This is a genomic window from Bacillus sp. DNRA2 (genome assembly GCF_012843265.1).
Taxonomy (GTDB): Bacteria; Bacillota; Bacilli; order Bacillales; family Cytobacillaceae; genus Bacillus_BU.
Window position 1 is genome coordinate 63,694 of sequence record NZ_JABAIT010000003.1, and the last position, 20,678, is coordinate 84,371.

The 20,678-nt window shown below is 41.3% G+C and carries 19 protein-coding genes; 18 read left to right on the forward strand and 1 reads right to left on the reverse strand.

The window, feature by feature from the left end; genetic code table 11:
* The first annotated feature begins 1 nt into the window (after window position 1).
* The 6 genes from HHO41_RS04085 (at window position 2) to spoVM (ending at window position 5,301) form a co-directional block, all read left to right on the forward strand.
* Window positions 2-754, forward strand: coding sequence for a Stp1/IreP family PP2C-type Ser/Thr phosphatase (locus HHO41_RS04085; protein WP_169095758.1), 753 nt, complete (start codon window positions 2-4; stop codon window positions 752-754).
* Window positions 755-756: 2 nt separating this feature from the next.
* Window positions 757-2,736: a Stk1 family PASTA domain-containing Ser/Thr kinase gene (gene pknB / locus HHO41_RS04090; protein WP_169095760.1), complete on the forward strand. Its 1,980-nt coding sequence runs from the start codon at window positions 757-759 to the stop codon at window positions 2,734-2,736.
* 139 nt (window positions 2,737-2,875) lie between these two features.
* On the forward strand, window positions 2,876-3,757 hold the full coding sequence (rsgA, locus tag HHO41_RS04095) for a ribosome small subunit-dependent GTPase A (protein ID WP_169095762.1): 882 nt from the start codon (window positions 2,876-2,878) through the stop codon (window positions 3,755-3,757).
* A 1-nt stretch (window position 3,758) separates the two neighbouring features.
* Complete coding sequence (gene rpe, locus HHO41_RS04100) at window positions 3,759-4,403, forward strand: ribulose-phosphate 3-epimerase (protein ID WP_169095764.1); 645 nt, start codon at window positions 3,759-3,761, stop codon at window positions 4,401-4,403.
* Between the two features lie 72 nt (window positions 4,404-4,475).
* Window positions 4,476-5,117 carry a thiamine diphosphokinase gene (locus HHO41_RS04105; RefSeq protein WP_169095766.1) on the forward strand — a complete coding sequence of 214 codons (642 nt, stop codon included), beginning with the start codon at window positions 4,476-4,478 and terminating at the stop codon, window positions 5,115-5,117.
* Window positions 5,118-5,220: 103 nt separating this feature from the next.
* A complete protein-coding gene (gene spoVM / locus HHO41_RS04110; protein ID WP_169096063.1) occupies window positions 5,221-5,301 on the forward strand; it encodes a stage V sporulation protein SpoVM in 81 nt (26 codons plus the stop codon).
* Between the two features lie 611 nt (window positions 5,302-5,912).
* On the opposite strand, the gene rpmB is transcribed toward spoVM, so the two are convergent.
* A complete protein-coding gene (gene rpmB, locus HHO41_RS04115) occupies window positions 5,913-6,101 on the reverse strand; it encodes a 50S ribosomal protein L28 (protein WP_090830093.1) in 189 nt (62 codons plus the stop codon).
* A 317-nt stretch (window positions 6,102-6,418) separates the two neighbouring features.
* Here rpmB and HHO41_RS04120 point away from each other — a divergent pair, with 317 nt between their 5' ends.
* From HHO41_RS04120 to smc, 12 genes are all read left to right on the forward strand, one after another.
* On the forward strand, window positions 6,419-6,781 hold the full coding sequence (locus tag HHO41_RS04120; RefSeq protein WP_169095768.1) for an Asp23/Gls24 family envelope stress response protein: 363 nt from the start codon (window positions 6,419-6,421) through the stop codon (window positions 6,779-6,781).
* Window positions 6,782-6,796: 15 nt separating this feature from the next.
* On the forward strand, window positions 6,797-8,470 hold the full coding sequence (locus HHO41_RS04125; protein WP_169095770.1) for a DAK2 domain-containing protein: 1,674 nt from the start codon (window positions 6,797-6,799) through the stop codon (window positions 8,468-8,470).
* Window positions 8,471-8,593: 123 nt separating this feature from the next.
* The gene (gene sdaAB, locus HHO41_RS04130) at window positions 8,594-9,256 is read left to right on the forward strand and encodes an L-serine ammonia-lyase, iron-sulfur-dependent subunit beta (protein WP_169095772.1); all 663 of its coding nucleotides are present in this window, start codon (window positions 8,594-8,596) and stop codon (window positions 9,254-9,256) included.
* Window positions 9,257-9,312: 56 nt separating this feature from the next.
* On the forward strand, window positions 9,313-10,191 hold the full coding sequence (gene sdaAA / locus HHO41_RS04135; protein WP_169095774.1) for an L-serine ammonia-lyase, iron-sulfur-dependent, subunit alpha: 879 nt from the start codon (window positions 9,313-9,315) through the stop codon (window positions 10,189-10,191).
* A gap of 2 nt (window positions 10,192-10,193) precedes the next feature.
* Window positions 10,194-12,242 (forward strand): ATP-dependent DNA helicase RecG, encoded by a 2,049-nt coding sequence (recG, locus tag HHO41_RS04140; protein ID WP_169095776.1) that lies wholly within the window; start codon window positions 10,194-10,196, stop codon window positions 12,240-12,242.
* A 212-nt stretch (window positions 12,243-12,454) separates the two neighbouring features.
* Window positions 12,455-13,018, forward strand: a complete 564-nt coding sequence (fapR, locus tag HHO41_RS04145; RefSeq protein ID WP_169095778.1) for a transcription factor FapR — start codon at window positions 12,455-12,457, stop codon at window positions 13,016-13,018.
* Window positions 13,019-13,034: 16 nt separating this feature from the next.
* Entirely contained in the window at window positions 13,035-14,036 is a 1,002-nt protein-coding gene (gene plsX / locus HHO41_RS04150) for a phosphate acyltransferase PlsX (protein WP_169095780.1), read from the forward strand.
* An 18-nt stretch (window positions 14,037-14,054) separates the two neighbouring features.
* The gene (gene fabD, locus HHO41_RS04155; protein WP_169095782.1) at window positions 14,055-14,999 is read left to right on the forward strand and encodes an ACP S-malonyltransferase; all 945 of its coding nucleotides are present in this window, start codon (window positions 14,055-14,057) and stop codon (window positions 14,997-14,999) included.
* Entirely contained in the window at window positions 14,999-15,742 is a 744-nt protein-coding gene (fabG, locus tag HHO41_RS04160) for a 3-oxoacyl-[acyl-carrier-protein] reductase (RefSeq protein WP_169095784.1), read from the forward strand. Before fabD ends, fabG begins: the two co-directional genes overlap by 1 nt.
* 86 nt (window positions 15,743-15,828) lie before the next feature.
* Window positions 15,829-16,062: an acyl carrier protein gene (acpP, locus tag HHO41_RS04165; protein ID WP_169095786.1), complete on the forward strand. Its 234-nt coding sequence runs from the start codon at window positions 15,829-15,831 to the stop codon at window positions 16,060-16,062.
* 230 nt (window positions 16,063-16,292) lie between these two features.
* Complete coding sequence (gene rnc / locus HHO41_RS04170) at window positions 16,293-17,057, forward strand: ribonuclease III (RefSeq protein ID WP_169095787.1); 765 nt, start codon at window positions 16,293-16,295, stop codon at window positions 17,055-17,057.
* A gap of 38 nt (window positions 17,058-17,095) precedes the next feature.
* Window positions 17,096-20,662, forward strand: a complete 3,567-nt coding sequence (gene smc / locus HHO41_RS04175; RefSeq protein WP_169095789.1) for a chromosome segregation protein SMC — start codon at window positions 17,096-17,098, stop codon at window positions 20,660-20,662.
* The last annotated feature ends 16 nt before the right edge of the window (window positions 20,663-20,678 follow it).

A 20,678-nucleotide genomic window follows, 5' to 3' on the forward strand; every position in this document is an offset into this window, starting at 1 on the left:
CATGAAAGCAGTTTTTATGACAGATAGAGGAAAAATTCGTCAACATAATGAAGATAACGGTGGGATTTTTGCAAATCTCGCCGGTCAACGCTTAGCCATCGTTGCAGATGGGATGGGTGGACATCGCGCCGGGGATGTCGCCAGTGAAATGGCAATTAAATCTCTTAAAGATTTTTGGGAAAAAACCGAAGAGATTACCACAGCTGAAGTTGCGGAACGTTGGATTCGTGAGCATATACTTGTTGTAAATCGTGAAGTTTTTCAGCATTCTCAAGTTCACGATGAATGTGAAGGAATGGGAACAACGATTGTGGCAGCAATCTGTACAAATAAGTTTACGACGATTGCCAATATTGGCGATAGTCGTTGTTATATGCTAAATGAGATTGGTTTTAAGCAAATTACCGAAGATCACTCATTGGTTAATGAACTTGTTCGCTCTGGCCAAATTTCTAAAGAGGATGCTGAACATCACCCACGCAAAAATGTTCTAACACGTGCGTTAGGCACAGAAGCTGATGTTGCGATGGATATCACGACCATTACCTTTGAGGAAGGGGATTTGCTCCTTTTATGCTCTGATGGCTTATCTAATAAAGTAAGCGAAAGCGAGCTTGGTGAAAAATTGACAGATGACACCACTTTGGAACAGAAAGCAACCAGCCTCATTGAACTGGCCAACCATTATGGCGGTGAGGATAATATCACTCTAGTTATTGTAGAATTTTACGATACTTGCGAAAGTGGTGAATAAACATGATGATTGGAAAGCGTGTTAGCGGCCGTTATAAGATCATCGATATGATCGGTGGCGGTGGTATGGCCAATGTTTATTTAGCACATGATATAATCCTAGATCGCGATGTAGCGGTAAAAATGCTTCGGCTTGATTTTGCCAATGACGAAGAATTTATTCGACGTTTTCATCGTGAAGCACAGTCGGCAACAAGTTTAGTACATCCTAATATCGTCAGTATTTACGATGTCGGAGAAGAACAGGACCTCTATTATATTGTCATGGAATTTGTGGATGGACAAACGCTAAAACAATACATACAGCAACATTCGCCGCTTGCAGTGGTAGAAATGCTAGACATTATGAAACAATTAACGTCTGCCATCTCTCATGCGCATCAAAATCACATTATCCATCGGGATATTAAACCTCAAAATATATTAATTGACCATCAAGGGAATGTTAAAATTACCGATTTTGGCATTGCGATGGCGTTAAGTGCGACGAGCATTACCCAAACTAACTCAGTGCTTGGCTCGGTTCACTATTTATCGCCGGAGCAAGCAAGAGGTGGAATGGCCAATAAAAAATCAGATATTTATTCGCTTGGAATTGTCATGTTTGAATTGCTAACTGGTCGACTTCCTTTTTCAGGAGAGTCAGCTGTGTCGATTGCTTTAAAGCATTTACAATCAGAAACACCGTCACTAAGACGTTGGAACCCGCTTATTCCGCAAAGTGTGGAAAATATTGTTTTAAAAGCAACAGCAAAGGACCCGTTCCATCGTTATAATAGCGTTGAGGAAATGGAAGCTGATTTGCTAACAGCGCTTGATCCAGAACGATTAAATGAGCCGAAATTTGTCATTCCGATTGATGATGAGGCAACCAAGGCCATTCCGATTATTACGAATGATCGCAACTATCCTCATAATATGGATGAAACTCGTATTCATGAGAAAGAGAAAGCGGTTGAGGAACCACAGCAGCCAGGGAAGAAGGACAAAGAACCGCAAAAGCCCAAGAAAAAGCGCAAAAAGCTTCCTATTATTCTAGTTTCAGTTTTTGTAGCATTAGTTCTTTTTGGAATACTTGCTGTGACTGTACTCCCTGACTTAATTGGTCCGGATGATGTTACTGTGCCTGATGTGGGCGAAATGGAGCTTGAAGATGCAATCTCGGAGATTCTTTCTGCAGGGCTTGAAGTAGGCGATACAATCGAAGTATCAAGTAATGAAGTTGAAGAAGGCCTTGTTGTTAAAACTGATCCGAAAGCAGGCAGCTCAGTTAAGGAAGGTACTAAAATTGACGTATTCCAAAGTATCGGAAAAGAAAAGCTGAAGCTTGATGATTATGTTGGTCGTAATTTTGATGATATCGAAAGATTGCTCAAAAAGCAAAATTTCAAAGATATTAGGACAATCGAAGTATACGATACCAGTGAACCTGGGACGATATTAGAGCAGACCCCAGAAGAGGGGGAAGAGGTTCTTCCAGAGGATACAGTGATAGAGTTTACGATCAGTAAAGGCCCTGAGAAAATTACGCTAAAAGATTTAACTGAATTTAATGCTAAAGGTGTTCAGGAATATGCGCAGTCCTCGGGATTAACGATAGATATGTCACAAGAGCAATATCATGATACGATTGCTCAAGGTTTAGTCATTTCGCAAAATCCTGTACCTGGTACTGAACTTAATATAGGCGATAAGGTTACTGTGATTATGTCAAAGGGTAAACAGGAAATTCCGCCTAAAAAAGTGATTAAAGAGATTACCATTCCATATGTAGAAGCTGCCCCAGGCCAGGCAAACGAAGTCATCATCTATATTGAGGATTTGAATCACAGCATGACAGAGCCGTATGAAACGATGTATATCACCCAAACCGTAAAAAGAACGATAGAATTGAATGTTCCATATGGTAAAGTTGCAGGCTATAAAGTCATTCGCGATAAGAGTGTCTATATCGAAGAATCCGTCTCCTATCCGGCGGATTAAAGAAAGTGTCCAGCTGCAGCGGCTAGGGGCTCGGGGTCACAAGTCAAGCCCTTCCGGAAATCAGGATTTCCTGCAGGGCGGACCTTTGCCCTGTCGCCCCTAAACGAGCCGCCTCCGCATTTCAATAAGGAGGAGTTCTATGCCTGAAGGCAAGATTATTAAAGCACTTAGTGGCTTTTATTATGTGCTAGGTGATGAAGGAATTGTCCAATGTCGAGGAAGAGGAGTATTTCGAAAAAATAAAGTAACTCCATTAGTTGGTGACTATGTTGTTTATCAAGCTGAAAATGATCTGGAGGGTTATATTCTCGAAATTAAGGAGCGGAAAAATGAATTAGTCCGACCACCAATCTCCAATGTCGATCAAGCGATTCTTGTATTTTCAGCAGTAGAACCAGATTTCAGTACGACCCTATTGGACCGTTTTCTTGTTCTCGTTGAGTACAACCATATAAAACCAATCATTTGTATTTCTAAATTAGATTTACCGAATGAGACCTTAAAAACAAAGCTAGACCAATACGCAGAGGACTATCGAAACGCAGGCTACACCGTCATTCTTACATCCTCGGAAACAGAACTAGGCATAGACGAGCTTGCTCCATATTTAGAAGGGGAAATCTCCGTCTTTGCCGGACAATCGGGTGTTGGCAAGTCATCCTTACTAAATGTGCTTCGGCCAGACTTAGAATTAAAGACAGATGATATTTCATCACACCTGGGTCGGGGGAAACATACGACCAGACATGTGGAGTTGATTGAAATTGGCAATGGACTTGTTGCCGACACACCTGGGTTTAGCTCGTTAGAATTTACCGATATTGAAGCTGAAGAGCTGACCTATTGCTTTCCGGAAATCGCTATTGAGAGTGAACACTGTAAATTTAGAGGTTGTTTACACCTCTCTGAACCAAAATGCGCTGTGAAAGCAGCGGTTGAGACCGGAAAAATTCCTGAGTACCGTTTTGACCACTATAAAGATTTTTTACAAGAAATAAAAAAGAGAAAGCCGAGGTATTAACATGGTTAAAATTGCACCATCAATATTATCAGCTGATTTTGCCAAGCTGGGAGAAGAGATTAAAGATGTAGAACGTGGTGGCGCCGATTATATCCACGTTGATGTAATGGACGGTCATTTTGTTCCCAATATTACAATTGGACCACTGATCGTTGAAGCGATTCGTCCTGTGACAAAATTACCATTGGATGTTCATTTGATGATTGAAAATCCAGACCAGTATATAGAAGCATTCGCGAAAGCTGGAGCCGACTATCTTACGGTTCATGTTGAAGCTTGTAAGCACCTTCATCGCACACTAAATTACATTAAATCATTTGGTGTTAAGGCTGGAGTTGTGTTAAATCCGGCTACTCCTGTGGAAATGATTCAGCATGTTTTGGATGATGTGGATATGGTGTTATTTATGACAGTAAATCCGGGCTTTGGTGGGCAGAAATTTATCCCTGCGGTTCTTCCGAAAATTAAGCAACTAAAGGAAACAATTGATGCAAAAGGACTGGATATTGAGATTGAAGTAGACGGCGGCGTAAATCCAGAAACAGCACGACTTTGTGTTGAAGCAGGAGCAACGGTATTAGTTGCTGGCTCTGCAGTATACAATCAAGCAGACCGGGCAAAAGCAATCGCTGAAATTAGAGGTTAATCATTACCATTTAAAGAGTCAGCTAATCGCTGGCTCTTTTCTTAAATAGAAAAAGGACATCAGGTGAATAAGATGAAAATAAATATTGTTGGAGGCGGACCAACGCAATTCCTACCTGATTTACATCAATATGATGATGATTCAATTTGGGTTGGTGTCGATAAAGGTGTTACGATATTACTGGAAAAGGGAATTACGCCCGCGTATGCATTTGGTGATTTTGATTCAGTCTCTCATGAAGATTGGCTGAAAATTGAGCAAACTGTTAGCGGAATTCAAAGGTTTAAACCTGAAAAAGATGAAACCGATATGGACTTAGCCGTCAACTGGGCGTTGGAGCAAGAAACCGATATGATTCGGATTTTTGGCGGGAGTGGCGGTCGACTCGATCATTTTTTTGGAAATGTTCAATTGTTGCTTAAGCCGATTTTGGAAGCAAAAACGACAGAGTTAACCATGATTGACAAGCAAAATATTATCTACGCCAAACAACAGGGAACTCATGGTATCGAACGTATGTCCAACCTGAAGTATATCTCATTTATTCCTATCACACCGGTAAAAAATCTGTCGCTTCGCGGGTTTAAATATCCATTGACGAATTGTCATATTCCATTAGGTTCAACATTATGTATTAGTAATGAGTTACTAAGTGAATATGGTACTTTTTCTTTTACTGAAGGCATATTATTGGTGATAAGAAGTTGTGATTAAAAATCACCTGATAAAAGTACTTATCTACTTATATTGAATATGATGTTAAGGGCAGATGAAAACCGTATATGGATTTGTTTAGATGGTGAGGAGGGACAATATTATGAGATTTTATACGATCAAACTACCAAAATTCCTTGGGGGACTTGTCCGTGTAATGATAGGAGCATTTAAAAAGAACTAAGGTTGGTTTTATGTGGTTTTCGTATTGCAACAAAATATAGTTCTAATTAGATCGCTGCACCCTGTAATGGGGTGCTTTTTATATTGAAAAAGGACAAAATGAAGCGGAAATCTTCTACAAATGTCCGCAAGGAGGAACCTGGAGGACAAAACGCATCACAAAAAAGAAGAAAGTGTCCGCAAGAAGCTCTCTAGAGGACAAAACGCATCACAAAAAAGAAGAAAATGTCCGCAAGAAGGTCTCTAGGGGACAAAACGCATCACAAAAAAGAAGAAAATGTCCGCAAGAGGGTCTCTAGGGGACAAACGCATAACAAAAAAGGAGAAAGTGTCCGCAAGAAGATCTCTAGGGGACAAAACGCATCACAAAAAAGAAGAAAATGTCCGCAAGAAGGTCTCTAGGGGACAAAACACATCACAAAAAAGAAGAAAGTGTCCGCAAGAAGATCTCTAGGGGACAAAACACATCACAAAAAAGAAGAAAGTGTCCGCAAGGGGGTCTCTAGGGGACAAAATACATCACAAAAAAGAAGAAAGTGTCCGCAAGGCAAGCAAAATGCATTATTTTAACAAAATAAAAAGACACCCTCGGCGGGTGTCTTTAAGAATGCATTAAACGCGTTCTACTTTACCAGATTTTAACGCTCTTGCTGAAACCCATACACGTTTAGGCTTACCGTCAACAAGAATGCGAACTTTTTGAAGGTTTGCACCCCATGTACGCTTGTTAGCGTTCATTGCGTGGGAACGTGCATTACCTGTAGTGGTTTTCTTACCAGTGATTACACATTTGCGTGGCATGTTTCTTTCCCTCCTTACTACCGAAGCTTGAAACTATTTTTCCATGCTGGTATTTACAATCGCTAGATTATGTCCAACAATTTTAAAAAAATTAAAGAGCATGTTTGTTTCTCAGACATAAAAAGATACCTTAATAATTTAACATACAACTTTTGTGAATGCAATAGGATGGGAAAAAAGGTTTCAAGAAAAAAACCTTGACATAGTAAAAATCACTTTGTTCATAATAAGACTATAAGAGGATTCGCTTTTAATCTTAAAGCGGTTATAGTAAAATTACTTTAGTCAAGCAGCAATTTCCAAAGGGGGAACGATTTATGTCAATAGAACTTAAAACACAATACGGGCAAATTGATATTTCAAATGAGGTAATCGCTACAATAGCTGGTGGTGCGGCAACAGATTGCTATGGTATCGTAGGGATGGCTTCAAAACAACAATTAAAAGATGGTTTGACCGAAATATTGCGTCGAGAAAATTTCACGCGTGGTGTAATCGTTCGCCAGGAAAATGATGAAGTACATATCGATATGTATATTATCGTAAGTTACGGAACGAAAATTTCCGAGGTTGCTCACAATGTACAATCAAAAGTGAAATATACATTGGACAAAACCGTTGGGCTTGCAGTTGACTCGGTAAATATTTACGTTCAGGGTGTTCGTGTAACGAACCCGTAGTGAGGAGGATTTTTTGTGTCGATTAACGTCTTAGATGGAAACCGTTTCGCAGAAATGATTATTCAAGGTGCCAATCATCTTTCTGCTAATGCTAAATATGTCGATGCGTTGAATGTATTTCCAGTTCCAGATGGTGATACTGGAACAAATATGAACTTATCTATGACTTCCGGGGCTAAGGAAGTAAAGAATAACACCCAAGCACATATTGGAAAAGTTGGTTCAGCGCTGTCAAAAGGGCTGCTAATGGGTGCAAGAGGGAATTCAGGCGTTATTTTATCCCAGTTATTCCGTGGTTTTTCCCGAGCCATTGAGCATAAATCAGAAATTACAGCAAAAGACTTTGCCTCTGCGCTTGAATCTGGAGTTGAAACTGCCTATAAAGCGGTGATGAAGCCTGTTGAAGGAACGATTTTAACCGTTGCCAAAGATTCTGCGAAAAAGGCAGTCCAAGTTGCTAAAAAACAGGCTGATATTATCGTTGTCATGGAGGAAGTGTTGAAAGAGGCGCAAAGCTCATTAAACCGTACTCCTGATCTATTGCCTGTTTTAAAAGAGGTAGGTGTAGTGGACAGCGGTGGTCAAGGTCTTGTCTTCGTATACGAAGGCTTTTTGGCTGAATTAAAGGGAGAAGCACTTCCAGATGCAACAACTGCCCGAATAAAAATGGAAGAATTAGTAAGTGCTGAGCATCACAAAAGCGTTCAAAGCCATATTCAAACAGAAGATATTGAATTTGGCTATTGCACGGAGTTTATGGTAAAGCTTGATCGAGAGAAGCAACCTTTTTCTGAAGAAACTTTCCGTCAAGATTTAAGTAAACACGGCGACTCCTTACTAGTTATTGCAGATGAAAAGCTTGTAAAAGTTCACATCCATGCGGAGTATCCAGGGGAAGTTCTATCCTACGGTCAACGCTATGGAAGTCTTGTCAATATGAAAATCGAAAACATGCGTGAGCAGCATTCTTCGATCGTTGGCGAGCCAACAATGGCGGTTGAAGAACCGCAAAGCACAAAGGTAGCAGAACCTCGTGAGTACGGGATTGTAACTGTCTCAATGGGCAGCGGGATTGCTGAACTATTCAAAAGCATAGGTGCCCAAGCGGTAATCGAAGGTGGGCAAACGATGAATCCTAGTACAGAGGATATTGTTTCCGCTATTAAAGCAGTAAATGCTAAAAAGATTATTGTTCTTCCGAATAACAAGAATATCATCATGGCAGCAGAACAGGCTGCTGAGCTTGTTGACGAAGAGGTAGTTGTCATTCCTTCAAAAACTGTACCACAAGGAATGTCAGCGCTATTAGCGTTTAACCCTGCTGTATCGTTAGCTGACAATCAAGCGGCGATGACCGAAGCGCTTCAGCATGTGAAGACTGGACAAATTACCTTTGCGGTAAGAGATACAAGCATCGATGGCTTAACGATCGAAAAAGATGATTTCATGGGGATTTTAGATGGAAAGATCCTTGTGAAAAATAAAGATAAAGTTCAGGCAGCCGAGGAGCTCCTTACAGAAATGATTGATGAGGATGCTGAAATCTTAACAATTTTACAAGGCGAAGATGCTACTGAAGCAGATGTCGCTGCACTCACTGACTTTATCGAAAGACAATTCCCAGATGTGGAAGTCGAAATCCACAACGGTAAACAACCATTATATTCATTTATTTTTTCAGTTGAATAAAAATTATTTTGATATATCATTGAAATAGGAGGGGCACCCTCCTATTTTTTTGTGGGCATTTTTGAGCGAAACTGTTTTTAACGACATACAATAGAAAAATAGATAAAAGAGGGGATTAGCAGGGTGAAATACAAAAGTGTATTTGACATCATCGGGCCTGTGATGATTGGGCCATCAAGTTCACATACTGCAGGAGCAGCTAGAATTGGCAGAGTGGCACGCAGCTTGTTTCGGCGTGCGCCTAAATGGGCCCATATTCATTTTTATGGTTCATTTCGGCAAACCTATCGCGGGCACGGTACGGATGTTGCGATTGTTGGCGGTATCCTTGATTACGATACTTTCGATGAGAGAATTATTGATGCGATTACGATCGCTAAAAATTCAGGACTCGAGCTTTATTTTTATGAGGAAGATGCCATACCTGATCATCCTAATACAGCAAAAGTTCGCATTGGTGATGACCACAGTGAAATGGAACTTGTCGGTATATCGATTGGTGGAGGTAAAATTGAGATTATCGAACTCAACGGATTTCAGTTAAAATTATCTGGTAATCATCCTGCCATACTTGTATCCCATAACGATAAATTTGGAACAATTGCTAGTGTCTCCAATACTTTAGCAAAATATGAAATAAATATTGGACACATGGAGGTTTCCCGCAAGGATGTCGGTCAACAAGCACTCATGACGATTGAGGTCGATCAAAACATTGATGATAGGATCCTTCAGGAAATTGAAAAACTCCCCAACGTCTTAAAAGTTACCAGAATTGTAGAGTAATAGATGCATAAGTTTACCAACAAAACAAAATCAATTCAAAAGAAGGAGGACATCTCGTGTTTCGCAACGTAGCTGAATTGGTTCAACTCGCTGAGGCGCAAAAAAAGCAAATTGCCGATATGATGATTGAGCAGGAAATGTCTGTAACAGGACGGACAAAACAAGAAGTTATGCAAATGATGGACCGAAATTTAACGGTGATGGAGCAAGCTGTCGAGCGCGGTATAAACGGTGTGCATTCTCATTCTGGTCTGACTGGCGGAGATGCTGTTAAGCTGCAAACCTATTTGAAAAAAGGGCAGTTTTTATCTGGCGAAACCATTCTTGATGCTGTAAGTAAAGCAGTCGCAACGAATGAAGTTAACGCTGCAATGGGTACTATTTGTGCAACACCGACTGCGGGAAGTGCTGGGGTTGTGCCTGGGACACTATTTGCGGTTAAAAATAAATTACATCCCACGAGGGAGCAAATGCTTAAATTTTTGTTTACAGCGGGAGCATTTGGCTTTGTTGTTGCCAATAATGCCTCCATTTCAGGAGCGGCTGGAGGATGCCAGGCTGAGGTTGGCTCAGCTGCAGGGATGGCTGCTGCTGCAATTGTCGAAATGGCAGGAGGAACGCCAAGCCAATCAGCAGAAGCAATGGCCATTTCTTTGAAAAATATGTTAGGCTTAGTATGTGATCCCGTTGCGGGATTAGTAGAAGTCCCGTGTGTAAAAAGAAACGCAATGGGAGCTGCCAATGCAATGGTGGCTGCCGATATGGCATTGGCGGGAATTACAAGCAGAATACCTTGTGATGAGGTCATTGAAGCGATGTTTAAAATAGGGCAAACCATGCCAACCACACTGAGAGAAACAGGACAAGGAGGGTTGGCGGCAACGCCGACGGGTCGAAAGCTTGAAGCCAAGATCTTTGGCAAGCCGCTAAAATAATTGTGAATCAAACGTTGAGAGAACCGGTAACCGTATTGAAAGGGATTGGGGAAGAAACGGCGGAATTGCTCGCTGAATTGAATATTCACACTGTTTGCGATTTATTGGAATACTTTCCGTATCGTTATGAAGATTACCGGTTACGAGATCTAGCAGAGGTTAAACACGACGAAAGAGTAACGGTAGAAGGGAAGGTTCACAGTGAACCTTCTTTAGTTTTTTATGGACGTAAAAAATCGCGCTTAATCATTCGAGTATTAGTTGACCGCTATTTAATCCAGGTAGTGTTTTTTAATCAGCCTTTTCTAAAAAAGAAAATTAGTTTGAATCAGCAGGTGACCGTAACCGGGAAATGGGACGCACACCGTCAGACAATCACTGCAAGTGAAATTCATGCAGGTGCAGTTTCACAAACGAAGGAGCTTGAGCCGGTTTATGCGATCAAAGGGAAATTGACAGTTAAAGGCGTAAGGAAGTTTATTAAACTGGCGTTTTCACAATATCAAAATCAAATCGAGGAAATTTTACCAGAGGCGATGCTTACCCGCTATAAGCTGTTAAATCGCAAAAGTGCGCTAAGAGCTTTACATTTTCCGCTGAACCAAGATGAAGTGAAACAAGCCCGCAGAAGATTCGTCTATGAGGAATTTCTGATGTTTCAGTTAAAGATGCAGGCGCTCAGGAAATACGAGCGGGAGCAATCTGCTGGAGTTGCTCTAAACTTTGACCAACTAAAGCTGGACGAGTTCATTAGCAGTCTGCCGTTTCCATTAACGAATGCCCAACAGCGAGTCGTAGGCGAAATTTTAGCCGACCTTAGCTCGCCATTTCGGATGAATCGGCTCTTACAGGGAGATGTAGGCTCTGGTAAGACGGTCGTCGCGGCTATTGGATTGTTCGCTAGTGTATCGGCAGGCTATCAAGGTGCGCTTATGGTGCCAACTGAAATCCTGGCTGAACAGCATGCGCAAAGCCTAAAAGCACTGTTAGAGCCGGTAGGAGTCAGGAGTGAATTATTGACTAGCTCCGTTAAAGGGAAACGGCGCAGAGAAATTCTTGAGCAGTTGCAAAATGGTGAGATTGATGTTTTGATCGGTACCCATGCCTTAATTCAAGATGAGGTTGTTTTTAAGCGTTTAGGCTTTGTCATTACCGATGAACAGCATCGCTTCGGTGTTGAGCAGCGCCGTGTGTTACGGGAAAAGGGTGTAAGTCCAGATGTGTTATTCATGACGGCAACACCGATTCCAAGGACTTTGGCGATTACTGTTTTTGGTGAAATGGATGTATCGATTATTGATGAAATGCCGGCAGGGCGAAAGCCGATTGAAACGTATTGGGCAAAACATGAAATGCTCGACCGTGTCCTAGCTTTTATGGAAAAGGAATTACGAAAAGGTCGACAAGCCTATGTGATTTGTCCATTGATTGAAGAATCGGAGAAACTTGATTTGCAAAATGCAATTGATGTCCACCATACATTAACGCAATATTTTCAAAATCGGGCCAAAGTCGGTTTGATGCACGGGAAGCTCGCAAGTGATGAAAAGGACCAGGTGATGAAGGAATTTAGCACAAATGAAGTACAGGTGCTTGTGTCAACAACGGTGGTTGAGGTTGGAGTGAACGTGCCAAACGCAACGTTTATGGTGATTTATGATGCGGAGCGATTTGGATTAGCTCAGCTTCATCAGCTTCGCGGCCGGGTTGGTCGAGGTGCCGAGCAATCCTATTGTATTTTACTAGCTGATCCGAAAACGGAAGTAGGTAAAGAACGGATGACGATTATGACAGAGACCAATGACGGCTTTGTTGTCAGTGAAAAGGACTTGGAATTAAGAGGACCAGGCGACTTTTTTGGGAGAAAACAAAGCGGAATGCCAGAGTTTAAATTGGCCGATTTGGTTCATGATTACCGCGCGCTTGAAACGGCTCGGAACGATGCAGCAACTTTAATAAATTCGAAGGTATTTTGGGAGTCAGACGAGTATAAGGCACTCAGAACCTACCTTGAGGAATCAGGTGCAATGGCAGGAGAAAAATTAGATTAGGGTTCTTAGTGGTGTCTAGCTCCAGCGGCTAGGGGCTCGGGGTCATAAGCCAAATCACTCCAGAGTCTAACGACTCTTGCGTGATTCGTCTTATGCCTGTCGCCCCTGGTCAAGCCGCTTCCGCTTTTCCAATTTTTTTCTTGCAATCTTATATTTCAACTTATATACTACTATTAGTACCTAGTCATAAGAGCTCGGACGGTGTGATAAATATGAGACGCAATAAAAAAGAACGTCAACAATTACTTAAAAGTACTATTAAGGAAAATCCTTTTATTACAGATGAAGAACTTGCCGAAAAGTTCTCTGTCAGCGTGCAAACGATACGCCTTGATCGCTTGGAATTATCGATTCCAGAGTTGCGTGAGCGAATAAAGCATGTTGCTGAAAAACGGTTTGATGACGAAGTTCGCTCACTACCGATTGATGAAATTATTGGTGAAATAATCGATATAGAATTGGATAAAAGTGCAATTTCTATCTTTGACGTAAGACGAGAGCATGTGTTTAAACGTAATCAAATTGCCAGGGGACATCATTTGTTTGCTCAGGCAAATTCGCTAGCTGTTGCGGTAATTGACGATCAACTGGCGTTAACCGCAAAGGCCAATATTCATTTTACTCGGCCTGTTAAAGAAAACGAACGTGTGATTGCCAAAGCAAAGGTTGAAAAAATTGATGATGAGACAGGAAGAACAAAAGTAGAAGTGACTAGTTTTGTGAATAATGAACTTGTCTTCAAAGGCGATTTTGACATGGTTCGTTCAAAAAAATAACATAAGGATGAGTGTTATGAAAATTGCAATCGATGCAATGGGTGGGGACAATGCCCCTAAGGAAATCGTGCTTGGTGCAATGAAAGCCATTAGCAAATTTCCAGATGTCGAGATTACCCTTGTTGGGGATGAGACGAAAATTAAGCAATATTTAACTAATAACGAAAGAATTACGATTTTACATACAGAAGAAGTAATCCTCGGAAGTGATGAACCAGTTAGAGCCGTTCGACGCAAAAAAACGGCATCCATGGTGCTTGCTGCGCAAACTGTAGCCGATGGAAACTCAGATGCTTGTATTTCGGCGGGAAATACTGGAGCGCTTGTTGCAGCTGGATTGTTTGTGGTCGGCAGAATCGAGGGAATTGACCGACCGGCATTATCACCAACCTTGCCAACGATTGGTGGGGAAGGTTTTTTACTACTTGATGTCGGTGCCAATGCTGATGCGCGTCCAGAGCACTTGCAGCAGTTTGCCATTATGGGTTCGATATACTCGCAAAAGGTACGGGGAATTGCCAAGCCTCGTGTAGGTTTATTAAACATAGGTTCAGAAGAAAAAAAGGGAAATGATTTAACCAAAAAAACCTTTGAGCTTCTGAAACAAACCGATCTTCATTTTATCGGAAACGTTGAGGCACGCGATTTGTTAGATGGCGTGGCCGATGTTGTAGTCACAGACGGCTTCACCGGCAATATGGTGCTGAAAACGGTTGAAGGTACTGCGATGTCAGTGTTTAAAATGGTGAAATCAACCTTGATGAACTCATTGAAGACCAAAATTGCAGCCGTAATGTTAAAGCCAGATCTTTATAAATTAAAAAATAAAATGGATTACTCTGAGTATGGTGGGGCCGGGTTGTTTGGCTTGAAGGCTCCTGTCATTAAAGCGCATGGCTCCTCTGATGCCAATGCGATTTATAATGCCGTTCGCCAAACAAGAGAAATGGTTGGTGGCGATGTGACGGGATTGATTAAGGAATCGGTTGCCAAGCTTAACACTCCAGTTGAAAATTAGGAAAATAGGTGAAGATATATGGGTAAAATCGCATTTTTATTTCCAGGCCAAGGTTCACAAACAGTCGGAATGGGTAAAGAAGTCGCTGATTCGTTTCTCGAATCACGGGCCATTTTTGAAAAGGCAGACCAAACTTTACAAGCTGAATTAACGAAATTAATTTTTGAAGGACCACAAGAGGAACTGACGCTTACAACAAATGCGCAGCCTTCATTAATGACAACAAGTATTGCCATTTTAGAGCATTTCAAACAATCCGGAATTAAGCCTGATTACTGTGCTGGTCACAGTCTTGGTGAATATACTGCTTTAGTTGCAGCTGGTGCCTTTTCGTTTGAAGACGGGGTATATGCCGTGCGCAAACGCGGTGAATTCATGGAAGAAGCTGTCCCAGCTGGCGAGGGAACGATGGCAGCAGTTTTAGGAATGGATCGTGATGCGTTAACTGCTGTATGTGAAGAGATTACAAAAGGCGGAAATCCGGTTCAGCTTGCGAATATGAATTGCCCTGGTCAAATCGTTATCTCCGGCTCTAAAACGGGTGTTGAATTAGCTTCAGAGCAGGCGAAGGAAAATGGCGCGAAACGTGTTCTGCCACTTGTGGTAAGTGGACCATTTCATTCTTCGTTAATGAAGCCTGCTGCCGAGAAGCTTAGTGAAGTTCTGAATAAAATTACGATTGGTAATGTCTCTATTCCTGTTATTGCCAATGTTACAGCAGCACCAATGACAGATGCGGAAGATATTAAGCAAAAATTAATCGAGCAATTGTATTCACCTGTTCTTTGGGAGGATTCAGTCAACAAGATGATTGAATTAGGTGTAGATACATTTATTGAAATTGGTCCTGGTAAAGTATTATCTGGATTAGTGAAAAAAGTAGACCGAAAAGCTAAGACTTATTCCATATCTGATGTTGAAAGCTTAAACGCGACAATTGAAGCATTGAAGGGGGAAGCGTAATGAAATTACAAGGTAAAGCAGTGCTTGTTACAGGGGCGTCAAGAGGAATTGGACGTGAAATTGCGTTAGAGCTTGCTAGAGAAGGCGCAAACGTAGCTGTAAACTATTCTGGTAGTGAAGCAAAAGCACAAGAAGTTGTCGCAGAAATCCAAAGTCTTGGTTGTGAAGCATTTGCTGTTCAATGTGATGTTGCCAATAGCGAATCAGTAACGGAAATGATTAAAGCAACGATTGAGCGTTTTGGAAAACTTGATATTTTAGTAAACAATGCCGGAATTACCCGCGATAATCTTTTAATGCGCATGAAGGATGACGAATGGGATTCTGTTATTAATACGAACCTTAAAGGTGTGTACCTCTGTACGAAGGGTGTTACCCGTCAAATGATGAAGCAAAGAAGCGGCCGAATCATTAATATTGCTTCTGTAGTGGGTGTGAGCGGAAATCCTGGTCAAGCAAACTATGTTGCAGCTAAAGCTGGTGTAATCGGTTTAACAAAAACAGCTGCAAAGGAACTTGCTTCGAGAGGAATTACTGTAAATGCAGTCGCTCCAGGGTTTATTACTACCGATATGACGGATAAACTAACAGAAGAGGTAAAGGAAGCGATGCTTAGTCAAATCCCACTAGCGCGTTTTGGTGAGCCAAGTGATATTGCTAAAGTGGTGACCTTCCTTGCTTCAGAAGATAGTCGTTACATGACAGGCCAAACCCTTCATGTTAATGGCGGAATGGTTATGTAATCAGCGAATTTTTAAAGAAAGTTCGATACAACCATTTATTAATGAATCAAAATACTCTATAATGGCTTGAGGGGAGGTGAACAAGAATGGCAGATGTATTAGAACGTGTAACGAAAATCATCGTTGATCGTTTAGGTGTTGAAGAATCTCAAGTAAAATTAGAGGCTTCTTTCAAAGAAGATCTTGGCGCTGATTCCTTAGACGTAGTAGAACTAGTTATGGAATTAGAAGATGAATTTGATATGGAAATCTCTGACGATGATGCTGAGAAAATTTCCACAGTTGGTGACGCTGTGAATTACATAAAAAGCACACTTTAATCGTTAGAGACTAATGAAGCTCCGTTTTAATAACGGGGCTTTATTCTGTAATTTTTGTACACATTTATAACTTGGGCTACCACGCGGGTATTCCAAGTTTCTTTGCGTAATGAGTTCTTTTTTTTATATGATAGAAGATAGACTTTAGTCAAAGTGATTGTGTTTCATTCCAGTCGTAAAAATAAGTATTGGGATGGCATGTTTAATATATGATCAAGGTGGAGACCAAAATGCGCAAAAATGGAAATGACCGTGAAATAAAACTCAGTCGCGCAAAAGAAATTCAATTTAAGGAATTTCAAACACGAATTGGTTTTGATTTTTCAAATAGCACTTTATTAAAACAGGCGTTCACACATTCATCCTATGTGAATGAGCATCGCAAAAAGCCGTATGAAGATAATGAACGGCTTGAATTTTTGGGAGATGCAGTTTTGGAACTGACTGTCTCACAATTCCTTTATAAGAAATATCCAATGATGAGCGAAGGGGAGTTAACGAAGCTTCGTGCAGCGGTTGTATGTGAACCGTCGTTGGTTGGATTTGCCAATGAATTAGCATTTGGCCAGCTTGTCTTGCTTGGCAAGGGCGAAGAAATGACTGGTGGGAGAGAAAGACCAGCGTTATTGGCCGATGTTTTTGAAGCGTTTATTGGCGCATTGTATTTGGATAAAGGAATTGACAGTGTCATTCAGTTTTTAGAACGAGTCGTATTCCCAAAAATCAATTCTGGTGCTTTTTCTCATGTGATGGATTTTAAAAGCCAATTGCAGGAATTGGTGCAAAGAGATGGTGTTGGTACGATTGAGTACAAAATTCTTCTCGAAAAGGGACCGGCCCACAATCGTGAATTTTGTTCAGTGGTCTCATTAAACGGGCAGGAACTTGGGACTGGAACAGGCAGGTCGAAAAAGGAAGCGGAGCAGCATGCTGCACAAATGGCGTTGGAAAAACTAAAGGCATTTATTCAAAAGGAACAAGATCAAGAACTGTAGCTCGCACTGGAGCAGTTGACAATTAGGAGGTACACAGCATGTTTTTGAAGCGTTTAGATGTCGTCGGTTTTAAATCATTTGCCGAACGAATCTCTGTTGATTTTGTTCCAGGTGTTACTGCAGTTGTTGGTCCTAACGGTAGTGGAAAGAGTAATGTTACCGATGCGATTCGCTGGGTGTTAGGCGAGCAATCGGCAAAGTCTTTGCGTGGTTCGAAAATGGAAGACATTATTTTTGCAGGCAGTGATTCTAGACGTCCGTTAAATTTCGCGGAGGTTACGCTGACTCTCGATAATGAGGACCAATTTCTTCCGGTTGATTACAATGAAGTGAGTGTTACAAGACGCGTATATCGCTCGGGTGATAGTGATTTCTTGATCAACAAACAAGCCTGCCGCTTGAAGGATATCATTGATTTGTTTATGGATTCCGGTTTGGGACGTGAGGCCTTTTCAATCATCAGTCAGGGGAAGGTTGAAGAAATCCTTAATAGCAAGGCAGAGGATCGCCGCACGATTTTTGAAGAAGCAGCCGGTGTATTAAAATATAAAAATCGCAAGAAAAAAGCGGAGTACAAGCTTGCCGAAACGCAGGAGAATTTAAATCGTGTCAGCGATATTCTTCATGAACTTGAAGCCCAAGTTGAACCGTTAAAAATTCAAGCGTCCTTAGCAAAGGATTATTTGGACAATAAACAGGAGCTTGAGCATTTTGAAGTGGCGTTAACAGTGTATGAGATTGAAGATTTTCATGCAAAATGGGAAAAGCTCTCACAAGATTTAGAAAAACATCAAGAGGATGAATTAAAGCTTTCCAACCAGCTCCAAATAAAGGAGGCAAAAATTGAAGAAAAGCGCGACAAAATTTTTGCCATCGATGAATCAATTAATGATTTGCAGTCCGTATTGCTTCGTGCCACCGAAGAGCTTGAAAAGCTTGAAGGTCGGAAGGAAGTTTTAAAGGAACGCAAGAAAAATGCCTCGCAAAATAAAGATCAGCTTGAGAAAAATTTAGCTGAGCTTACGGAAAAGGTTGCAGAATTTGCCCGTGACAAGGAGCTACAAACGGAGCAAGTTGCATTGCTGAAAGCAGCAGTGGCGAAGTTGACAAAGGATTTAAGTGACAAGCTTAGCCAACTAGATGCATTTAGTGAAAATATCGAACAAACAATTGAATCATTAAAAAGTGATTATATTGAATTACTAAATGAGCAGGCGAGCAGTAAAAATGAGCTCCGCAATATCGAGCAACAATTAGAGCAGCAAGCAATGCGCAATAGCCGTTTGGATGAAACAAATGAGTCATTTTTGCACAAACGTGAAGAAATTAACCAGAAAAAGCAGGCTGCCGAAGAAAGATTAGCCGAGGCAAGTAAACAGCTCGAGGAACAAATTCAGACCTACTATCAGGAGCAGCGCAAGCTCGAGACTGTTAAAAATCAATATGAAAAGCAGGAAAAATTACTTTACCAGGCAATCCAATACCTGCAGCAATCGAAATCTCGGAAGGAAATGCTCGAAGAAATGGAAGAAGATTTCTCCGGTTTTTTCCAGGGAGTAAAGGAAGTTTTAAAGGCGCGTAAATCTACATTACAAGGGATTGAAGGGGCGGTTGCAGAATTAATCACCGTTCCAAAGGAATATGAAACGGCGTTAGAAATTGCGCTCGGTGCAGCGATGCAGCATATCGTCGTCGATAATGAGCAACATGCACGCAGTGCGATTACCTTTTTAAAACAGCATTCCTATGGTCGTGCAACATTTTTACCATTATCGGTCATTAAAGGGAAAAGCCTGGCCGCTTATCAGCTGGATACTGCTAAACAGCATCCAGCCTATATCGGTGTGGCATCATCATTAATTAGCTTTGATGCCAAATATCAGGAGATTATCACTAATCTTTTAGGTAATGTCGTGATTACGAAGGATTTAAAGGGAGCAAATGAATTAGCTAAACTGCTGCAATACCGCTGTCGTTTAGTCACGCTGGATGGAGACGTTGTGAATCCTGGTGGTTCGATGACGGGTGGTGCGGTAAAACAAAAAAACAATTCATTGTTGAGCAGAAAAAGTGAGTTAGAAGAGCTTAAAGTTAAAATTGCCGAAATGGACCGGAAAACGTCCCAGCTTGAGCAACAGGTGAAACAGTTGAAATCTGACAGTCAGACGAAGGAAGCCGAATTAGAGCAATTACGAAAACGCGGTGAAGAACTGAGACTTCATGAGCAAGCTGTCAAGGGCGACCTGCGTGAAATTGAGTTTGAAGAGAAAACGATTAATGAACGCCTAGCGTTGTATGATATGGACCGAACTCAATCTAATCAGGAAAAGAGCTCACTTAATACCCGAAAAGCGGAGTTGACAGACAAACTGGCTAAGCTGTCTGAGACGATTCTAGAGCTTGATCAACAAATTAAGCAGTTATCTCAGCAACGAAATGATGAATCCACATCTAAAGAAGCTCTGTTGTCAGAGATTAACGATAAAAAAGTAGAGCTGGCCGCGCAAAAGGAGCAACTTTCATTTGCCAATGAAAAACTGAATCGCACTTCGGTTGAGTTAACCGAAAATCAAGAGAAGCAAAAGACAGTTCAAGAGGATTTACAGCTTTTGTCATCAGAAATGACTAATAGTTCCTCTGGTGAAGAACAGCTGGAAATCGCTGCAAAGAACATGCTTGATGACAAAAATGAAACGATTAAGTTCATTGCCCAAAGACGTGATGAGCGTGTAAAACTTCAGCTGGAGCTTGAAGATGAAGAGCTTGACGTGAAAGAATTAAAACGTCAACATAAAGGTTTAGTCGAAGTATTAAAGGATGAAGAGGTAAAGTTGAACCGGTTTGATGTTGAGCTTGAAACACGCTTGGCTCATCTCAGAGAGGAGTATATGCTTACCTTTGATGCTGCAAAAGCAGATTATCCATTGACTTTACCGATTGAGGAAGCTCGTAAAAAAGTAAGGCTGATCAAGAGAACGATTGAGGAGTTAGGAACGGTCAATCTTGGGGCAATCGATGAATATGAACGCGTATCAGAACGCTTCGAATTTTTACTCGAGCAAAAAACAGACCTCCAAGAAGCTAAAGATACTTTGTATCAGGTCATTAGTGAAATGGATGATGAGATGAAAAAGCGGTTTGAACAAACGTTTACAGGCATCCGTTCCTACTTTGAACCAACCTTTAAGGCCTTGTTTGGTGGTGGCCGAGCAGACCTTCGCCTAACGGATCCAACTGATTTGTTAAATACGGGCGTTGAAATTGTCGCTCAGCCGCCAGGTAAGAAGCTGCAAAACCTTGGACTTTTATCAGGTGGCGAACGGGCCTTAACTGCAATTGCCTTGCTGTTCTCAATATTAAAGGTGCGACCGGTGCCGTTCTGTATTTTAGATGAGGTGGAAGCAGCGCTTGATGAAGCCAATGTAAGCAGGTTTAGTGCGTATTTAAAACGCTATAGCAGTGAAACCCAATTTATTGTCATTACACACCGTAAAGGTACGATGGAAGAGGCCGATGTCCTTTATGGGATTACGATGCAGGAGTCTGGAGTATCGAAATTGGTGTCTGTAAGATTAGAGGAAACCCAAGATTTAGTTCAATCTTAATGAACCATTTGGCGAG

Bases quoted from the DNA above. Each gene is read 5' to 3' on its own strand.
- rnc (WP_169095787.1), top strand. From the start codon at position 16,293: ATGCGCAAAAATGGAAATGACCGTGAAATAAAACTCAGTCGCGCAAAA.
- HHO41_RS04120 (WP_169095768.1), top strand. From the start codon at position 6,419: ATGTCAATAGAACTTAAAACACAATACGGGCAAATTGATATTTCAAAT.
- HHO41_RS04105 (WP_169095766.1), top strand. From the start codon at position 4,476: ATGAAAATAAATATTGTTGGAGGCGGACCAACGCAATTCCTACCTGAT.
- rpe (WP_169095764.1), top strand. From the start codon at position 3,759: ATGGTTAAAATTGCACCATCAATATTATCAGCTGATTTTGCCAAGCTG.
- fabG (WP_169095784.1), top strand. From the start codon at position 14,999: ATGAAATTACAAGGTAAAGCAGTGCTTGTTACAGGGGCGTCAAGAGGA.
- acpP (WP_169095786.1), top strand. From the start codon at position 15,829: ATGGCAGATGTATTAGAACGTGTAACGAAAATCATCGTTGATCGTTTA.
- rsgA (WP_169095762.1), top strand. From the start codon at position 2,876: ATGCCTGAAGGCAAGATTATTAAAGCACTTAGTGGCTTTTATTATGTG.
- spoVM (WP_169096063.1), top strand. From the start codon at position 5,221: ATGAGATTTTATACGATCAAACTACCAAAATTCCTTGGGGGACTTGTC.
- fapR (WP_169095778.1), top strand. From the start codon at position 12,455: ATGAGACGCAATAAAAAAGAACGTCAACAATTACTTAAAAGTACTATT.
- plsX (WP_169095780.1), top strand. From the start codon at position 13,035: ATGAAAATTGCAATCGATGCAATGGGTGGGGACAATGCCCCTAAGGAA.
- rpmB (WP_090830093.1), bottom strand. From the start codon at position 6,101: ATGCCACGCAAATGTGTAATCACTGGTAAGAAAACCACTACAGGTAAT.
- smc (WP_169095789.1), top strand. From the start codon at position 17,096: ATGTTTTTGAAGCGTTTAGATGTCGTCGGTTTTAAATCATTTGCCGAA.
- fabD (WP_169095782.1), top strand. From the start codon at position 14,055: ATGGGTAAAATCGCATTTTTATTTCCAGGCCAAGGTTCACAAACAGTC.
- pknB (WP_169095760.1), top strand. From the start codon at position 757: ATGATGATTGGAAAGCGTGTTAGCGGCCGTTATAAGATCATCGATATG.
- HHO41_RS04085 (WP_169095758.1), top strand. From the start codon at position 2: ATGAAAGCAGTTTTTATGACAGATAGAGGAAAAATTCGTCAACATAAT.